This is a genomic window from Streptomyces sp. NBC_00859 (assembly GCF_045161865.1).
Taxonomy (GTDB): Bacteria; Actinomycetota; Actinomycetes; order Streptomycetales; family Streptomycetaceae; genus Streptomyces.
Genome location: NZ_CP108826.1, coordinates 7,131,702 through 7,148,911, shown reverse-complemented (window position 1 = coordinate 7,148,911; position 17,210 = coordinate 7,131,702). Strand labels below are relative to the sequence as shown.

Annotated in this window: 15 protein-coding genes; 6 read left to right on the top strand and 9 right to left on the bottom strand. The window is 68.6% G+C overall.

Features of this window, described 5'->3' with window-relative positions; all coding sequences use genetic code 11:
• Positions 1–21: 21 nt before the first annotated feature.
• The 4 genes from OG584_RS31485 to OG584_RS31470 form a co-directional block, all read right to left on the bottom strand.
• Positions 22–1,104, bottom strand: a complete 1,083-nt coding sequence (locus OG584_RS31485; RefSeq protein WP_405782893.1) for a hypothetical protein — start codon at positions 1,102–1,104, stop codon at positions 22–24.
• 506 nt (positions 1,105–1,610) lie between these two features.
• Positions 1,611–1,958, bottom strand: coding sequence for a VOC family protein (locus OG584_RS31480; RefSeq protein WP_405782891.1), 348 nt, complete (start codon positions 1,956–1,958; stop codon positions 1,611–1,613).
• Between the two features lie 572 nt (positions 1,959–2,530).
• Positions 2,531–4,372, bottom strand: coding sequence for a glycoside hydrolase family 97 catalytic domain-containing protein (locus OG584_RS31475; protein ID WP_405782889.1), 1,842 nt, complete (start codon positions 4,370–4,372; stop codon positions 2,531–2,533).
• A 439-nt stretch (positions 4,373–4,811) separates the two neighbouring features.
• The gene (locus tag OG584_RS31470) at positions 4,812–5,057 is read right to left on the bottom strand and encodes a hypothetical protein (RefSeq protein ID WP_405782887.1); all 246 of its coding nucleotides are present in this window, start codon (positions 5,055–5,057) and stop codon (positions 4,812–4,814) included.
• 60 nt (positions 5,058–5,117) lie between these two features.
• On the opposite strand from OG584_RS31470, the gene OG584_RS31465 reads away from it, so the two are divergent.
• On the top strand, positions 5,118–5,309 hold the full coding sequence (locus OG584_RS31465; protein WP_405782885.1) for a hypothetical protein: 192 nt from the start codon (positions 5,118–5,120) through the stop codon (positions 5,307–5,309).
• A gap of 498 nt (positions 5,310–5,807) precedes the next feature.
• Here OG584_RS31465 and OG584_RS31460 read toward each other — a convergent pair whose 3' ends face one another.
• From OG584_RS31460 to OG584_RS31445, 4 genes are all read right to left on the bottom strand, one after another.
• Positions 5,808–6,308 carry an Ig-like domain-containing protein gene (locus tag OG584_RS31460; protein WP_405782883.1) on the bottom strand — a complete coding sequence of 167 codons (501 nt, stop codon included), beginning with the start codon at positions 6,306–6,308 and terminating at the stop codon, positions 5,808–5,810.
• 190 nt (positions 6,309–6,498) lie between these two features.
• Positions 6,499–7,503 (bottom strand): IPT/TIG domain-containing protein, encoded by a 1,005-nt coding sequence (locus tag OG584_RS31455; RefSeq protein ID WP_405782881.1) that lies wholly within the window; start codon positions 7,501–7,503, stop codon positions 6,499–6,501.
• A 160-nt stretch (positions 7,504–7,663) separates the two neighbouring features.
• Positions 7,664–8,407 carry an IPT/TIG domain-containing protein gene (locus tag OG584_RS31450; protein WP_405782879.1) on the bottom strand — a complete coding sequence of 248 codons (744 nt, stop codon included), beginning with the start codon at positions 8,405–8,407 and terminating at the stop codon, positions 7,664–7,666.
• A 597-nt stretch (positions 8,408–9,004) separates the two neighbouring features.
• Positions 9,005–9,325, bottom strand: a complete 321-nt coding sequence (locus tag OG584_RS31445) for a hypothetical protein (protein WP_405782878.1) — start codon at positions 9,323–9,325, stop codon at positions 9,005–9,007.
• A gap of 340 nt (positions 9,326–9,665) precedes the next feature.
• Between OG584_RS31445 and OG584_RS31440 the strand changes: the two genes are divergently transcribed.
• The 4 genes from OG584_RS31440 to OG584_RS31425 all read left to right on the top strand — a co-directional run bounded on the left by OG584_RS31440 (position 9,666) and on the right by OG584_RS31425 (position 16,134).
• Positions 9,666–10,364: a hypothetical protein gene (locus OG584_RS31440; RefSeq protein ID WP_405782877.1), complete on the top strand. Its 699-nt coding sequence runs from the start codon at positions 9,666–9,668 to the stop codon at positions 10,362–10,364.
• A gap of 256 nt (positions 10,365–10,620) precedes the next feature.
• Positions 10,621–11,676, top strand: coding sequence for a hypothetical protein (locus OG584_RS31435; protein ID WP_405782875.1), 1,056 nt, complete (start codon positions 10,621–10,623; stop codon positions 11,674–11,676).
• Positions 11,677–11,886: 210 nt separating this feature from the next.
• Positions 11,887–15,204 carry a GH92 family glycosyl hydrolase gene (locus tag OG584_RS31430; protein WP_405782873.1) on the top strand — a complete coding sequence of 1,106 codons (3,318 nt, stop codon included), beginning with the start codon at positions 11,887–11,889 and terminating at the stop codon, positions 15,202–15,204.
• Positions 15,205–15,693: 489 nt separating this feature from the next.
• Positions 15,694–16,134, top strand: coding sequence for a hypothetical protein (locus tag OG584_RS31425; RefSeq protein WP_405782871.1), 441 nt, complete (start codon positions 15,694–15,696; stop codon positions 16,132–16,134).
• Positions 16,135–16,221: 87 nt separating this feature from the next.
• On the opposite strand, the gene OG584_RS31420 is transcribed toward OG584_RS31425, so the two are convergent.
• Positions 16,222–16,641 carry an FKBP-type peptidyl-prolyl cis-trans isomerase gene (locus OG584_RS31420; RefSeq protein ID WP_405782869.1) on the bottom strand — a complete coding sequence of 140 codons (420 nt, stop codon included), beginning with the start codon at positions 16,639–16,641 and terminating at the stop codon, positions 16,222–16,224.
• A gap of 250 nt (positions 16,642–16,891) precedes the next feature.
• Here OG584_RS31420 and OG584_RS31415 point away from each other — a divergent pair, with 250 nt between their 5' ends.
• Positions 16,892–17,065 carry a transposase gene (locus tag OG584_RS31415; protein WP_405782867.1) on the top strand — a complete coding sequence of 58 codons (174 nt, stop codon included), beginning with the start codon at positions 16,892–16,894 and terminating at the stop codon, positions 17,063–17,065.
• The last annotated feature ends 145 nt before the right edge of the window (positions 17,066–17,210 follow it).

Here is a 17,210-nt window from a genome sequence, read left to right as displayed (position 1 = left end):
GGAAGTGGCAGCCCGGTGGCGTCAGTGGTGCTGGACCGCGCGGAACTCACTGCACCAGGTGTGGTTCCGGCCGGGCAGGCCGCCCTGCCCTGGCTTGGACACGTACGGGCAGAACAGACTGTTGATCACCCAGGGAGTGCGGTGCGGGCCGAAGTCCTTCGACATCGCCGCGTCCTGAGTGATGCCGTACCCGGCCACCGCGAGCTTCCCGGTGCTCCGAAAGCGCCCCATCTGGTCCGTCAGGAAGCTCTTGTTGGCCGCGAACCACGGGTTGGAGAGCAGGAAGTCGTTCCACTCCTGTTCCTCGAAAGGGTGCCAGGTGGCGCTGTTGATGACCTGCCATACGCGAGTCCCCCTCGCGATGCCGTGGCGGTTGGCGAACACCGGGTTCACCGGGTCGTTCATATGCGACTTCCAGAGCTGTACCAGCGAGAACTCAGTGGCGAGGAACTTCTGGTCGTCGCGGAGGAAGGGCATCACGTAGTCGACATACTTCTGCGCCGCGGCCGGGCTGGGCACGTGCGGGTGGATGTCCACGCCGGCGATGGAAGGGGTGTGAGCGGTGAACGTCATCCACCGCCGGGTCTGCGCGGTTTGGGCACCGGGCTTGTCGAGGGCGGTCAGCGCGCCCATGTAGATCTTTGTCCTGCAGCCCGCTCCGAAGTGCGCCTGCCGGTACTGGGCGGTGTGCCGGGCGAGCGCCTCGTAGAAGGCGTTGATGCGGGGTGTTGCGCTGTCCGCCTTCCTCGTCTCGAAGAACGGCTCGTTGCCGACGGTCAGGATGTCGACCTTGCCCATGGCCGCTGCCAGCACCTTGTCGAGACGGGCCAGAGCGGTGCGCATGGCGGGGCTGCCGGGAGTCGGTATCGGCACGTCGTGGTACTGGAACTTCATGCTCAGCACGGTGCCGTAACCGAGGGCCGCCGCGTGGAGCAGCTTCGCGATCCCGGTCCCGTCGGCCGGGTCCCCCCGGTCGGCGTCGGACATCACCTGGAAGCCGCGTATCCAAGTGCCGGAGACGGCCCTCAGCTCAGCGAGATCGATCTTGTCCAGGGCCTGGTTGACATTGGCCGCGAGTACGCCGGAGGCCGGCGGCGCACTCACCCCCGGAGTGGATGGCTCCACGGCGGGAGAACTGGCGGCGCCGGACCCGCCGCTCCGGTCCGGGCCGCACCCTGCCACCCCGAGCGTTGCCAGTGCCGCGCCCCCGGACAGGGTGAACAGCCGGCGACGGGAAAGCTCCCCGCCTCGCCGTCCCGCGTGGGGTCCCGCTTCACTCGCTCTCATGCGCCTGTCGCCTCCGGGCCGTTCGATTCACCTGTGCGGCCCCTCGGTTCTGCGGGCGGGGCCATTGCACTTCGGACGGAACAACACCTCCCACAGGTGCGCGGCAGAAGCAAAATCCGGAACAGTGGAGAGCCCGGCCCGGTGGGACGGATCCGGAACCTGTGGCAGCGGCCAGTCCGTTGACAGCGGCCCAGCGGCACCGGCGGAGACACACTGGCCGCTGCCGATGCTCGCGCGTCTTCGGCCAACAACACGTCCCTGGGCCGAAGGCCGACGACCGGCACGGAGCGGGACCGCGACCGTGTGGCCGTGTGCATTGCGGGTCAGGCCACCGGGTTCTCCATCAGGGTGACCCGGTTACCGTCCGGGTCGTCCAGAGCGGCGAATCGGGCGCGCTCACCGCCGGTCTGTACCGGCCCCGCGGTAAGACCGCGCTCCACGAGCCCTGCCAGGGCCTCGTCCAGGTCGGGCACCTCCAGGTTGAGCAGCGTCGAACCAGCATGTCCGGGATCCTCGAAGACCTGCAGCCAGCCACCCCCGGTGAGGTGCCAGTCGGCCAACGACGGCATCGGCCGGGTGTCCGCCGGACGACCCAACAGCCTTTCGTACCAATGCGCCGCTGCGCCGATGTCCCGTACCGGCGCGACCATCAGTACCCGCGCGATGTTCATGGAGTCCACCTGCCCTTCCAGACGTGATCTCTCGGTGCCCTTTCCTGTGGAGACCGCCAGGCAGCCCAGAACTCATCGGTCCATGCTTCGGACCCCGCACTGTGAAGAGCGGCGCGACGGCCGGACCCGCCGCCACCCCGGACCGCGCTCCCAAGAGACATCCGCACCCGCCGGAGCCCGCAGCCCTTGCCTCCGCGCTCGTACGGTGGGGAGCGAGCGGAAATCCTTTGGGCACCGCACAAGCCTACGGCTGAGCGGCTGCCCCCGCAGGCCCTCCGATCAGCCGAGGGCCGTTACGCGCCCGGTGCTGTCGGCACCAGCCGGTACGCATCACCCTCGCGCCGCACGTGACCTGCGGTCGGCGCCGGAATTGGCTGCCGGGCAGCAGGCGCACACCCGGCGTGGCCCCCGTGCCCCCGTCCGCGACGTCCATGAGTCCGGAGAGGCCCGTGGTCCGTACGGGGTACACCGAGTCCTGGGAGTGGGACCAATGTGTGCGGTAACCGACGCCGAGGCCACGTGTGGCCGACTGCCGACAACAGCCGGCCACACGTGACGCGTCACGTCAACCGTCAGTCAGCCTTGCTGGCGACAGCGGCGAACCCGCCGTTGGCCGGGACATCGACCGTAAGCGTGTCGTCGGCCGTCACCGTGTGGCTCTCCCGCACGAGTCCGTCCGGGCCGTCCCTGACGACGTCGATGGTGTACGTGCCGTGCCCCAGAAAACGGAGCGGCACCTGCTCGGTGTGGGCATCACCGGCGGTCACATCGCCCAGGAACCACCGGCCGCCGTCGCGGCGGGCGATCGTGGTCTTCTTCCCGGGGTCGCCGGCCACCAGCCGGGTCTCGTCCCAGACCGTGGGCACCTCCTCAAGGAACTTCTCCAGCTCCGGGCGCTTGCGGTACTCGTCGAGCGAGCCCGCGAAGTTCTGCAACCCGGACTCGTAGACCACCGAGAGTGCCAGCTCAGCGGCGTCGGACACCGGGATCTTGCCCGTCTGGAAGTCCATCGGGGTGAAGTCCATCGAGCCCACCACGTTGCGGGTGTACGGCAGTACCGACACATTGGCCGCGGTCACGTTCAACTGCTCCGCGCCGTGCACAGCCTCCATCGACATGACCTGTGGCCAAGTCCGCTGAATACCGTGCGGGATGGTCGAACCATGGAAGTCGACGAGAAGGTGACGGGCCGCCGTCTCCTTGAGGATCCCGTCGTACCACTTGTAGCGGGCCTGCTGATCCGAGTCCATGAAGTCGATCTTCACGCCGACAACACCCCAGTCCGCCAGCTTGTCGAACATCGCCTTCTGCTCTTCGGCGGTATCAACATCGCCGTAGTTCATCCAGAGCAGGATCTTGACCCCGCGCTCCTTGGCGTACGCGGTCAGTTCCGGCATCCAGTCGGTGGTGTTCCAGCCGTCGTCGACGAGTGTGTACTCCCAGTGGTGTGCGGCGGCGTAGTCCACCATGGACTTCTGCTTCTCCAGGCTGCGCTGGGCTTCGTGGCCGCCGTCCATCCAGGACCAGGCGACCTTGCCCGGCTCGATCCACGAGGTGTCCTTGACCCGGGAGGCCGGGGCGAGGTCGTCGTTGAGCGTGGACTCCGTGACGGTCGCCAGATCGCCGGTCGTCACGGTCCGCCACGGAGTGCTCAGCGGCCCGGTCGAGTTGATCTCGTCGTCCGCGAGCGATACCCGGTATTCGCCGTTGCCCTTGGTGTGCGCCAGGTGGCTGCCGTCGTAGCTTCCGGTCACGTCCGACTCACTCAGCAGCGCGTAATCACCGTGGACACCCGTTCCACGGGTACGGAAGAGCGCCGGGTAGGCATAGTCACCATCGCCGGCGCCGGCGGCCGAGAGCGACTGGTGAGCGGCTTCATAGTTGCCGTTCGACCAGGTGTTCACCCACGCCGACGCATTGGCGGGCAGCTCGAACGCGGAGGCTTCCTTCATGACCTTCACACCGTCGCCCTGGACGTCCGGCACCACATAGCGGTACGCGATGCCGTCGGCCGCGGCACGCACCACCACTCCGAGCCTGGCTCCGTCCCCGTTCTCGAATACGAACCGGGACTCCGTCTGATCGACCGTGCGCTTGCGGCGCTTGCCGACACTGGTGGTGTAGTTCTCGTGCACCCGGCTGTCGGTCCGGTTCACGAACTTCAGTCCAGAGGTGAGATCGCCTTCGTCGGTGACGATACCCAGGGCGCCAGGGGCGAGCACGGTACGGCCCTGGAGCCGGACCCCCAGGGAGAGTTTCCCGTCATCGTTCAGGTGGAGGGATGCGGCCGGGCCCGCACCGCCGCGGGAGACAACCCAGGACCCGTCGTCGGCCTGCGCCGAAGGAACAAGCACACCACCTGCCATGGACGCGGTCAGAAGAGCGGCGAGAAGTACGGGTGGTCGTACACGCATGAGTTCTCCTTGCTCAGAAGTCAACAGCAACATCGAACAGTTCTGGCCGATTCCACGCGCCCCCATGATCATTCACAAGGGTCATGACAACTCGGGCGGAGCGGTAGAACCGCACGATGGACAGTGCTATGTCGTCGGGGCGACTCCACCGCACCGGTGCGGTCGTGGGCGGCCGTGGCGCCGGTCCGGTCCAGCCGAGGTGCGCGGCTCAGTACGCCACGACCACCCGTCGCGCGTAACCGCCGCGCCCGTGCGACCGCGCCCGACCGGCGGCCGCCCGCGTCGCGGAAGGCCCCGGCACGAGCGAACCACCCATCAGGGCCACCGCCCCGCCGAACGCTCCCCGACTGGCAGGCAGTCCCGGCCGGTTCCGATATGACATCGTTGTCAACACCTCCGTACACCCAGTGGTTGATGGTCCTGCGCGGTGTCGGCGAACCTAGCGGCCGCACCGGCGGCGGGTCAACAGCCCTGCGTCGTCAATCGGGTTGAAGGCCTTCGCGTAACGCACGGTCCGTTCGATCTCACTGCTGGAGCGACCGGTGGCGTCGAGCGGCGCCGGATGGCGTGCGGCGAGGCATTCGGCCGTGTGCGCGTCGGACAGAACACGCGGCCGTGGCGCCGGACCACCCAGCCGCACGGCAGCCGACATGGCGAAGCTCCATGCGGTCGCGAGTGCCGTCACTGCTTCAGCGAACCCGGTGGCGAGCTGGTCGGGCGGAAGTGGTCACCCGGCGGCCACCAGATGGCGCACGACGATAGCCACCAGCTCCTCCACTCCTCCGCGAGCAACTTCAGCTGCAAGGGCGTGCGGAACATCGACTACAGCAAGCCGGGCGCCCGGGACTTCACCAACTCCTGGGCGGACGAGTTCGCCTCGCGGCGTGGACAACGTGAAGCTGGACGGGGTCGGTCCGTCCAGGGACGTCGGATGTGACGGCCTGGCCGAAGGCACTGAAGCAGCCCGGCCGACAGTGCGGGTGCGGCCGATCCCGCCGCCGCGACCGTCAGGACGTACCCCACGTCTTCCTGCTTCGTGGCGAGTTCGTCCTATTCCCTGGCGGTCGACTCCACGAAAATTGGTGTGCCGAAGAACTTCGACTGCTCCCTTGCGCGGTTTTCCTGTTCCGGGACGGCCCAGTTCACGGTGACCGCGGAGGAAGACATCGATTCCTGCGACATCAGTCCCCGCAGCTACGGCGTCAAGGCCACCGCAAGCGGCAAGGACCTCCCTCGTCGTTCCCGCGCCCGTCCCCGAAGGCCGGTGCTCATGCACCGGCCGTCCGGATCCTCCGCCAGCTGTGGGTTCTCGCCGCCGACGGCCGCGGCCTGGCTCCTGACCAGCACTGCTTCCGATGTCTCACATCGACGGTGAGTCGTTCGGTCTCACGGTCGGGGCACCCCGCGCACGCGTCCAGCGGCCGGCCTGCCGGACCTACTTGTGGATGCGCGTCACATTGTGGCTGTTGACGTTGACCTGGTTGTGGATGTCCCCGGTGTGAAAGTCGATGAGCCCGCACAGCAGACAGCCCGGGTTGTTGGCCGGGGGGGCCGGGGCTTCGGAGACGGTGACGGTGGTGGTGTTGCTCGAAGCGCCGCAACTGTCGTCGCCGTTGTAGGCGGCGGTGATGGTGTGTGCTCCGGTGGTCGTGAAACCGGTGGTCAGTGAGGAGTGTCCGTCGGCGGAGACAGGTGCGGTCGCGAGGAGGTCCGAGCCGTCGAAGAACGACACGCCGAGGCCGCCGCTCGGGTCCGAGCCGCAGGTCACTGTCGCGTCGAGGGTGACCAGTTGCCCGGTCGCCGCCGAGGAGGGCGTGGCCTGAACCGTGGTCGAGGACTGATCGGCGGCGGCAGCCGACGGAGCGAGGAACAGCACTGTGGCCGCCGCCGCTACGGCGACCATGACTCCGGCTTTGCGCGCACGACATGCTTTCACTGAGGGGCCTCCTCGGTCTGCTCGGCAGGCGGGGGTTCGCCGTAACCGTTCGGAGCGTGACCTTAGGCCGCTTTCGACGGCATATGCGGGAGGCGCGGGCCCCGGCGGCCCCACCTGAGCCATCGGCTCGCTCGAATGGGCTGGAGCGGGCCGATGGCACGGGCCGGTGGCGCCGATGCGGTGGTACTGGCTAGATCGCGGGTGGCGCAACCCGCTGGTAGGTCAGCGAGTTGGTGGTGCCGCCCGACGTCATGACGCTCACCGGCACGGGGCCCGCCGGACCCGCCGGGGCGATCGCGATCGCTGTCGTGTCCGACACCACGGTGAAGGCCGCCGGTACGGTGCCGAAGTGGACCGCGAAGGTCGTGGTCAGCCCGGTGCCCGTCAGGGTCACGGCGGCGCCGGCGCCGGTCGGTCCCTGCGTGGGCGACAGTGCGGTGAGCGCCGGCGCCGCCACGTAGGTGTAGACGACTGAGTTGCTGGTGCCACCGGGACCGGTGACGGTGCACGCGACGGATCCGCTGCCGGGCGGGGTGACGGCGGTGATCTGGGTGGCGGAATTGACGGTGTAGGAGGTCGCGGGGGTGCCGCCGAAGGTGACGGCGGTCGTCCCGGTGAGGCCGGTTCCGGTGAGGACGACGCTCGTCCCGCCGGTCGCTGGTCCCTCGGCGGGCGAGACGGACAGCAGCGAGGGCGCGTTGATGTAGTAGAAGAACACCGGCCCCGAGGTACCGCCGACGGTGGTCGCGGTGATCGCCACCGCCCCGGTGCCGGCCGGGGTGACGGCAGTGATCTGGGTGGCGGAATTGACGGTGTAGGAGGTCGCGGGGGTGCCGCCGAAGGTGACGGCGGTCGTCCCGGTGAGGCCGGTGCCGGTGAGGACCACACTCGTCCCGCCGGAAGTCGGTCCCTGGTTCGGTGCGATCGCGCTGAGGGTGGGCGTGGGCGCGTAGGTGTAGGCGACCGTGTTGCTGAGCCCGGCGGGTGTGCGCACGGTGACGTTGACCGCGCCGGTTCCGGGCGGGACGGTCGCCGTGATCGTCGAGGGGGTGTTGACCGTGTACGACAGGGCGGCCGCGGACCCGAACGTGACGGCGGTGGCGCCGGTGAACTGGCTTCCGTTCAAGGTCACGGGATTGGTGCCCGCCGCCGGACCCGTGTTGGGTGCGACCGAAGTGAGGACGGGAGGGGCCACGGTGACTCCAAGGGGTGTGGTCGGCATGGCTGGGCCGCGAGCTGTGGGGGTCACGGAAGCGGTGCGGGCGGGCGTACGCGAGTTCGCACCGCTTCCACTGCGCACAGGCCGGCGACCGGAGCGGACCGGACCTGCGCACAGCCGTGCATCCGATACACCGTCAGATACCGGGCCCGGACACGTAGGTGAATGCGCCGCTGGCGGTGGCGCTACCGCCCTCGGTAGTCACGACGACATCGACGGAACCCGTGGTGCCGGGCGGTGTGACGGCCACCAGCGTGGTGCTGTTCAGCACTGCGAAGGACGCGGCGGTGCCGCCGAAGGTGACGGCCGTGGTGGACGCCAGGCCGGTGCCGCTGATGGTCACCGAGGTACCGCCGGAGGCCGAGCCGGAGGTGGGTGTGAGCGAGACCAGTGTCGGCGCGTCGAGGTAGGCGTAGGTGAGCGGAGCGGTCGTGCCCCCGGTGGTGGTGACGGTGACGTCGACGGAGCCACTGGAGCTGCCGGCCGGAACGACCACCGACAGCTGGCTGTCCGAGACGACCGTAGGGGTGGCGGTGTTGGATCCGAAGGACACGGTGGCGGCCGTGGAGAGTCCGTAGCCGTTGATGGTGACCGTGTTGCCGCCCGCCGTCGGGCCGGAGCCCGGATCCACGGACACCGCGATCGGCGAGCCGATGTAGAAGAAGGAGAGCGAGTTGCTCGTCCCTCCCGCGGTCGTCACGTTGACGTCGACGACACCGCAGCCCGCGGGGTCGATGACATTGATCGAGGTCGGGGTGTTCGCGGTGATCGTGGCGGTCCGGGACCCGAAGTGGACGGCGGTGGCACCGGACAGGTTCACGCCGGTGATAGTGACGGTTGTACCGCCGCTGGTGGAGCCTTGATTGGGACTGATAGGCATGAGGGGTTCCTCCTCGCTCGGAAGACTTCTCCGAGCAGCGACTGGGTGTCCCGATCCACGGACGTCCCGAACCGGCCCAGGCCAACACGCCCGGCCACCGGCAGATGGGGATGTGCGGAGGCCCGTCCGGACGGGATGAGTTCAGTCCCGGGAGGGAGGCTTGTCCGCGGCGACTCGATGGACCGTCGCCCATTGATGCAGACACCTGGATTAACCCATCAGAGTGATCGCCCTACCAAGGGAATTGACACGGTGACACCCGTTTGGCGGAGCGCTCGTGGTGTGCGGAGGCGCGCTCCGGTGGTACATGGCCACCTGCCGGCCATCACGACCACGGCGGGTTCCACGACGTGCGGGCACCGCCGGTGAGGAGCGGGGCGACGGTGACGGCGGCGCTGAGGCGGGGCCGGATGCGGACGGCCGCAGCGGCCTTGGCGACGGGACGGCCCCGGCGACGGCGTGGCGGTCGGTCAGCGCGGGCGTCTTCATCCCCGCGCGTGCGCTGCCTGGTGGCACGCTGCCCGTTCCGGAACATCGAACATGGTCCCCGGTGCGCGCCGCCCAGGCAGCGCGTCAGCTCGCCGGCGGGTGCCGATGTCAGCTGCTGTGCGGCGCTGAACTTCCGCCGCCCAGGCCGGGGAGACGAAGACAAGCGCGACGGGCGCGCCGGATCCGGCCGGCATAGGGGGCCGCCGCTCCGAGCAGGAGGCGGTGGATTTCGGTGATGGTCCGGCGCCACGGTCCAGGGACTTGCCCCCGTACGCGCAGTAGCTCGGGGAAGAGACTGTTGCTGTCGGCGAAGTTGCTGTCGGCGAAGGACTGCAGCAGCGCGTGCGCATAGGCGTCCATGGCACCGGAGAGTGAAGGTCCGGCCGCGCGCAGCCGCTCGGCCATGTATTCCTCACGGCGTTCCAGCATCCGCTCGGTCAGGGCGGTGATCAGCTGTTCCTTGTCTTCGAAGCGGCGGTAGATCGTGACGACCGAGACGGGCGCGTTCCGCTACGCCGGTGATCGCCATCTCCTCCGGGCCGGCCGCGGAGGCGGTCTCCTCGGCCGCCCGCAGCACGCGAGCCGGCGTCGCGGCGCTCCGCTCCAGGCGGGGTTCCCGGTAGGGCGCTGGACGGTCCGGCTCATCGGTCACGTCCGTGATCGCATCGGCGGCGGTCTCGACACCTGTCCTTGACAAGTCGGGCGTCCCTCTGAGTACTCTCATTATGAGAACGTGAATTTGCATTCACATCCTACTGGAGGTTCGATAATGACTGGCACCCAGACGTCCCCGCCCGTGACCGTGACGCTCGAGTCGGGGCCCGCCGGCCGCGGGAGCATCGACGACTTCGAGCTGTTCTACGCCCGTCGCGCCCTGGACCGCTTCCGGACGCGGCTGGGTCGCCAGGGCCTGCTCGACCTCCTGGCGGCAGACATCGAGGAAGGCAACGCCTTCCTGCGGGAGAGCGCTCTTACATCGGACGGCAACTTCAAGGCGGGCACGACCGTGCTCGCGGCCCAGGGCCTCACATCGGGCGAGTTCCTGGCCTGGATGGACGGGGCCTTCGCGGGCGACGACGAGCGCGTACTCCTCGCCGCGCACCCCGAGCACTACGCGATGGGCCCCGATGCCATCGGAGCGCGCGTGGTGGAGAACATCGGCCCCCATGTCTGCTCCTTCTACATGGGCGGCTGGGGAACGGACGCGATGGCCTGGGCCGCGGACGCGCCCGAGCTCCTCCCGGAGTCCGAGTTTCCGCGCAAGATGTCCTCGAACCTCTTCCTGGAAGACGGCACCGTCGTGGGGCGGGCGCTGATCCAGTTCGGGGACACCGCCGACGGTTTCACTGCGAACCTGACCGTGTACTTCCCCGTCACGTGCCCCGATGAGGTCCTGGACCACCACCTGCGGCACTACGCCGTCGAGTTCAGGAACTGGATCGTTGCCGCTGCGGCCGCCAACTCCTGAGGGACCGCGGGCAACGCTCACCTTCGGTTGAAGTCCCGGGCCGGACGTCGGGCCGTCTCAGCCCCGATGGCGCCATTCGGCCCGACGTTCGCCTGTGCAGGCAGCGCGGCCGGCAACCGCACCGGGGCGGGGCACTGCGAAGCACCGGTACGGCATACACCGGCTCGGGCACACATCGCCGGCCCTGCCTTCTCCACCACCCGGCCGGGAAGGGCACGCCCCTCCGCGCACGGTATGAAGCACAGAAGGACTCACTATGTCCAAGCACTCCCCCGTGCCGGGTACGGGACGCAAGCTGGCTCTGGTCGTCCTCGGCCTGGCAGCCCTGATCACCACGATGCTCTGCGCTTTCGCGCTCCCCTCGCTCCACAGCGGCCCCCACCACATCCCCATCGGCGTCACCGGACCCCAGCGGACCACCGACGCTCTCCTGGGGGACGCCGACGGAGACGCGTGGGACGTTCACCGCTACAAAACCCCCGAGGCAGTCCAGTCCGCTATCAAGGACCGTGAAATAGCGGGCGGGCTCGCGGTCACCGGTCACGACGTGGACGTCTACACCGCCACCGCGGGCGGCCCCTCCGCCACCAGCACCCTCACCGCACTGGGCAGCAGCGTCGCCGCACAGCACGGGGCCGCGGCGTCAGTCCACGACCTGGCGCCCTTCACCAAGGACGACCCCCGCGGTTCCGGACTGACCTCCGCGCTCCTGCCCATGATCTTCGGCGGCATCTTCCCCGCCCTCATCCTGAGCAGCGTCTTCCCCGGTCACCGCAGGCTGCGGACCCGGCTGGCGGGAGCCCTTTTCTTCTCCATCGTGGCAGGCGCAGCTGTCACCGCCGTACTTGAGTTCGCCACACACTCGATCGACGGCAACTACTGGCTCACCTCTGCGGGAATCATCCTGGGCATGGCCGCCATGTCCACCACTCTCCTCGGCCTCCAAGCCCTCCTCGGCATAGCCGGGTTCGCCCTCGGCAGCGCCCTCATGATGTTGCTCGGCAACCCGCTTTCGGGCCTGGCCACCGGCCCGCACTGGCTGCCCGACGGATGGGCCACCCTTGGCCGGCTGCTCCCTCCGGGCGCCTCGGGCAGTCTTCTTCGTGCCAACGCCTACTTCGGCGGCACAGGTGCCGCCGCCCCCGCTCTGGTCCTGGCGGTCTGGTTCGTGATCGGGATCGTCCTCACCCTCCTCGCCGACCGGCGTGGGAAGCGATCCGCCGCGTCCCACTCGGGGACCGTCGCCGACGACGGGCTCGGGCGAGGGCCGTACGGCAACGGTCACTGCCTCAGTCAAGTGACGCAGGAGTAACCCCTTGCAGGGGGCGGAGGAGACGATCTAGCGTCACGTGCGGTGCATGACAACGATGTCCACGAGTGGGCGCACGGCAGGAGTGGTATGCAATCAACGCGATACGCATCGATCCGGAACGGGTCGACGGCACGGCGTCTGAGAGACCGGTTGGGGGCGGCTGCGCTCTGTTTCGCCCTCGCTGCCGCGGGATCCGTCACCGGGACAGCAGTGAGCGCGGAGGCCGCCACGCGGTCGGTGGCGGCGGCGGCAGCCGACGCGACGCCGGGAGCCGGGGCCGATCTGACGAAGCTGGTCAATCCGTTCATCGGGACCGAGAACGAGGGGCTGGACTTCCCTGCCGCGGGCGCACCGTTCGGTCTCGTGCAGGAGAGTCCGGTGACGAAGACGGCCGGTGGCACGGGGTGTGACACGGAGTCCGCCGACACCATCACTGGATTCAGTCAGACCACGATCAACGGGTGCCGGTTCAACTATCTGCCGATGATGCCCACTACCGGCGCGGTGAGTTCGACCGATCCAGCGCAGTACGCGTCGTCCTTCAGCCATGTGAATGAGACGACGGGGCCTGACTATTACCAGACGAAGCTCGACAAGTACGGCGTGACCGCCGGGCTGACGGCGACCGCACGGACCGGGTGGCAGCAGTACAAGTTCCCGCGGACGAGTCAGGCGAACGTACTGTTCAACGCCGGTGCCGGCGTGACCGGTTCCGAGATCCGCGTGGTCGGGAACCGGACGGTCGAGGGGTGGGTCGAGGATTCCAAGAAGACCTACTTCGTCGCACAGCTCAGCCGGCCGTTCGCGTCGTACGGCACCTGGAAGGGCTCCGACCGGAGCCCGGGGTCCCGTGCATCGGCCGCCAAGGGGGCCAACGGAGCGTGGGTGTCGTTCGACACGAGGAAGAACGACGCTCCCGTGGTCGCGAAGGTGGGGCTCTCCTTCACCGGACTCGCCGGCGCCCACAAGAACCTCTCGGCGGAGACGGGGAAGTTCGGGTTCGACTTCGACGCCGTGCACAAGGCGCTGAACGGCGAGTGGAACACCATGCTGCACAAGGCCGCGATCGGTGGTGGTTCGCACGACCAGCAGGTTGCCTACTACACGGCGCTGTACCACTCCATGCTCGATCCGAACATCATCGGTGACGTCGACGGCCGTTACGTCGGAGCCGACAAGAAGATCCACACCGCCAGGAATTACACCCCCTACAGCAACCTCTCGCTGTGGGACACGTACCGGACGCAGAACAAGCTCCTGGAGATGCTCGTTCCCCACGTCGCACACGATGTGGACATGTCGATCCTCGCGATCGCACGGGAGGGCGGCGCGCTTCCACGCTGGTATCTGGAAGACCAGGAGGGCAACATCATGACCGGTGACCCGGTCACGCCGTTCCTGGTCGAGGGCTGGTCGAAAGGCCTGCTCACCGGAGCCGACGCCCGGGAGGCGTACAAGTACCTACGGGCGAACGCGACCGAGGCGGCGCCCGCGGACGTCCGTGAGAACGGACGTGCTGGGGCCGCGTATTACGCGGCACGCGGGTACATCCCCTACGGCCTCAACATCAAGTCGAACGCCGACTGCAGCGGGGGGACGAGCGGCAACTGCTGCCCGACCAAGACGAACGACAACGACTGCTACTACGGCACGTCGGCCACGTTGGAGTACGCGGCGGCCGACGCGTCGTTGGCGCTGATGGCCAAGGGCCTGGGCCACGCGGCCGACGCCACGATGTTCGCCCGGCGCGGCCAGTCGTACAAAAACGTCTTCGACACGCAGACCAGCCAGTTCCGACCGCGCACCTCGGCCGACGGCACCTGGCTGACCCCTTACGACACGGTCACGAGCGACCACGCGTTGCACGAGCAGAACGCGAGCCAGTACCAGTGGCTGGTGCCCCAGGATCCGGCAGGGCTCGTCGGTATGCTGGGTGGCAGCGACGCGACGACCAGTCGGTTGAACGACTTCTTCGCTTACGACGACCTCCTCACCGACCCGGCGGGCACCGCACGCACGGCCTGGGTCAGTGACCCGTACAACTACTACGGCTCCACGAAGTACAACCCGAACAACGAGCCGAACCTCATCGCGCCGTACCTCTACGCGTGGACCGGGCAGCCCGCGAACACCGCAACCGTGGTCAAGGCGCAGGAGAGCCTGTTCACGAACAGCCCCGGCGGTATCCCCGGCAACGACGACATGGGGGAGATGTCCTCCTGGTACGTGATGTCGTCGCTGGGGCTCTACCCCACGACCAGTGGCGGCAACTTCGACGTCATCACCACTCCGCAGTTCCCGAACGCCCAGGTGCGGATCGGTGAGTACGGGAAGACACAGGGCGGGACTCTGACGCTCTCCGCACCTGGCACCAGCATGGCCAACCGGTACGTCGCCTCCGCGACGGTGAACGGCAGAGCCTGGGACAAGGCATGGGTCGACCAGTCCGACATCGCCCACGGCGGGCACATCGACTACGCCCTGAGCACCAAGCCCACCGCGTGGGCGACGGCCCGGAAGGACGCCCCGCCGTCGATCGACACGACGTCGGATCCGCAGCGCCGGCTCAGCGCTGACGTCACGCCCGACCAGGTCGTCATGGAGCCTACGGCGGGTCGTGCGTCGCGGCAGCAGGTCGACCTGACGCTGCTGGCCACATCTGCGCACACCGCGCGGGTCGCCGTGACGGCGAAGGCGCCGAAGGGGTGGTCGGTGTCGCCGTCCCGCGCGACGGCGACGGCGGAATCGAACGGGCTCCCCGCCCAGATGAAAGACCGGCTGCGGATCACCGCACCGGCCGGAACCACAGCGGGCACCTACGCGGTGTCGGTCACCGCCGGACTCCCCGGAGCCGCTCCGGTCAAGAAGACCGTCAGCGTCGTGGTCCGGCAAGCCGGGAACTGCGCCATCAAGACGAACACCTCGTGCGCCGTCGATCTGAACGCCGCCTACAACAACGACGGCGTCGCCACACTCGCTGCGCCGGACCAGGGCAACTTCGACGGCACAGGTACGAGCTTCGCCGCGGACCAACTGCCCGCACCGGGGCCGGTCACTCTCGGCGGGGAGACCTACGAGGCGCCCCCGACCTCCGGCACCAGCAACAACTTCGTCAAGTCCACCGGGCAGGCAATTGCCCTCCCCGCGGGCAAATACCACAGCCTCCACATCGTGGGCGCGTCCGACAACGGCAGTTCGGGTGCCGCGTCCGCCACCGCCGTCGTCACCTACACCGACGGCAGCACCGCGACGGTTCCGCTCGAACTCACCGGCTGGGCGAACAAGGCTCCGGACTTCGGCAACGGCGTCGCACTGACGACCGCGTACCAGCTCAAGGCCGGAACCGGGAAGACCGCCACCAAGGCATCACTCTACGAAACGACCGTCCCGCTGGAGTCCGGGAAGAAGGTCCGGTCCCTCTCCCTGGCGACACCGTCCGTACCCGCATGGGTCGCGCCCGGGTCCGGAGGACTCGACTGGCAGCGCAACAGCGACCTCGAGATCTACGCGATGACCCTGAAGCACTGACCGTCACCATCGCCCCTGCCACACAGGGTCGCGTCGGTCGACGGGTGGCCCGGTGCCAGTGAGCACCGGGCCACCCGTCCATCGGTGCGCGCCGGGCACGGCCCTCGCCGCGATCGCGATCACCCGCACACCGGCCCGCGATACCTACGCATCGGGCATCGGGCGCACCGGGCACCAGGCACCGGGGACCACGACATCCAGCAGACCCGCCGCATGCTCCACAGCTCACCGCACCTGGCTTGTCACTGCCCTCCAGGCACTCCCGGTCATCAAGGGGACCCCAGGTCCACCAGGGTTCCCCGTCCATGCCGTGGTGAGCCCTCGGGTCCACCGCCCCGATACTCGGTGGGCCATCGGCACATCGGCATTCCCACACGTCAAAGCATCGGTGACGCTGGTCGCCAGGCATTGCAACATTGTCGGCCGGTTTCATGACTTCGCCGGGCCCCTGGTGCACGGGGTGGCGGCCGGGCACGCTAGTTTGCTCGGATGAGTCTGCTTGATGATGTAGCCGAGCGTGACGGCTGGCGTTGCTGGGTGTGTGACGAACCGGTCGATCCCGACGAGTCGGTGAACGACCCGCGGGGACCCAGCGTCGACAGCCGGACTGCCGACCGGAAGGCCAAGGTCGCCGAGCGGCTCGCGCACCGCGGATGCAACACCCGCAAGGGCGCGGTCAAGGTGGCCATCGCCTGGCCGGACCACCTGTACGTGGTCGAACCCGCGCCGCTGATCACCGTTGCCGGGAGGCTGGAGCGCAAGGGGGGCCGCGAGATGGTGGGCCGTTGCCCGACCAGGCGGGACGCCCAAGAGGCGGCGGACTGGCTGGTGGACCGGTTCTCCCGACTGGTACCGGGGCTGGCGGTGACCGCCGACATCGAGCCGGGCGGCGGCCAGTTCCTCGTCATTCTGGCCACCGGCCGCCGCTGACCAGGGATCACCAGCGCACACTCGCGTCGAGCTGAACCGTGGGTCCACACCGACCTGTCCTGGCACGAGCCGATCAGGAGCGTGCTTTCAGGCCGAGCCGGTCGAGCCGGGCCTCGCTCTGCCAGGCACGCCCACCACTGTGAGCAGGTCCACGACGAAGATCAGCGTCGAGCCCGCCGGGATCAGCGGAGAGGGTGACTGCCTGCCGTAACCGAGACGCGGGGGAACGATGATCTCGCGCCGGCCGCCGACCTTCATTCCCCTCACCCCCCGGTCCCAGCCCTTGATGGCCTTGCCACCGCCCACGGCGAACTTGAAAGGCCGGTCCCGCTCCCAAGAGGAATCGAATTCCCTGCCGGACGCGAACGTGACCCCTACATAGTGAACCTGGACGACCCTGCCCGGCTGCGCCTCGAGTCCGTCCCCGACCACGAGGTCCCGGATCGTCAACTCGGTGGTCGCAACACCCTCGGGAACCTCGATCCTGGGCTTCGTCAGTTCACTCATCACGGTCCTATCGCTCGCCACCGGTATCCCTCGCACGGGCCGGCCCGACGCCTGAGATTCCGTGCGGACGATCACGCTACGGCAATGCCCGTGCTCCACGGGGCACCCCCGGGCCCCGGAGCCAGGTCATGGCCGGTCGACGCGCGCCCCGGAGCTGTTGTTCGAACTCCACTGGTGAGAGGTAGTTGAGGGCGCTGTGGCGCCTGCGGGCGCTGCTGCACGATCGGGTGGATTGTTGACCTGCCGCAGGTTGAGTGACGAGTGGAAGGAGCGCTACGCGGTCCGGTACGGCGTAGAGGGGACGATGCACCAGGCCGGCCGGGTCACAGGAGCGCGGACCACCCCATACCGGGGACTGGACAGAATACGGCTCGCCCAAGTGCTGACCGCGACCGCACTCAACATCGTCTGCCTGGACGCCTGATGGGCCGGCACACCGACCAGCCCCACACGTGTCAGCCACTTCGCCCGACTTCGCCTGACCCTCGTGGCCGGGCCACCGAGTCGGGCAACAGGGGATTCACCGCATCCTTATAGCTCCACCGCAACTCGGCGTCGCGACCCGAGGA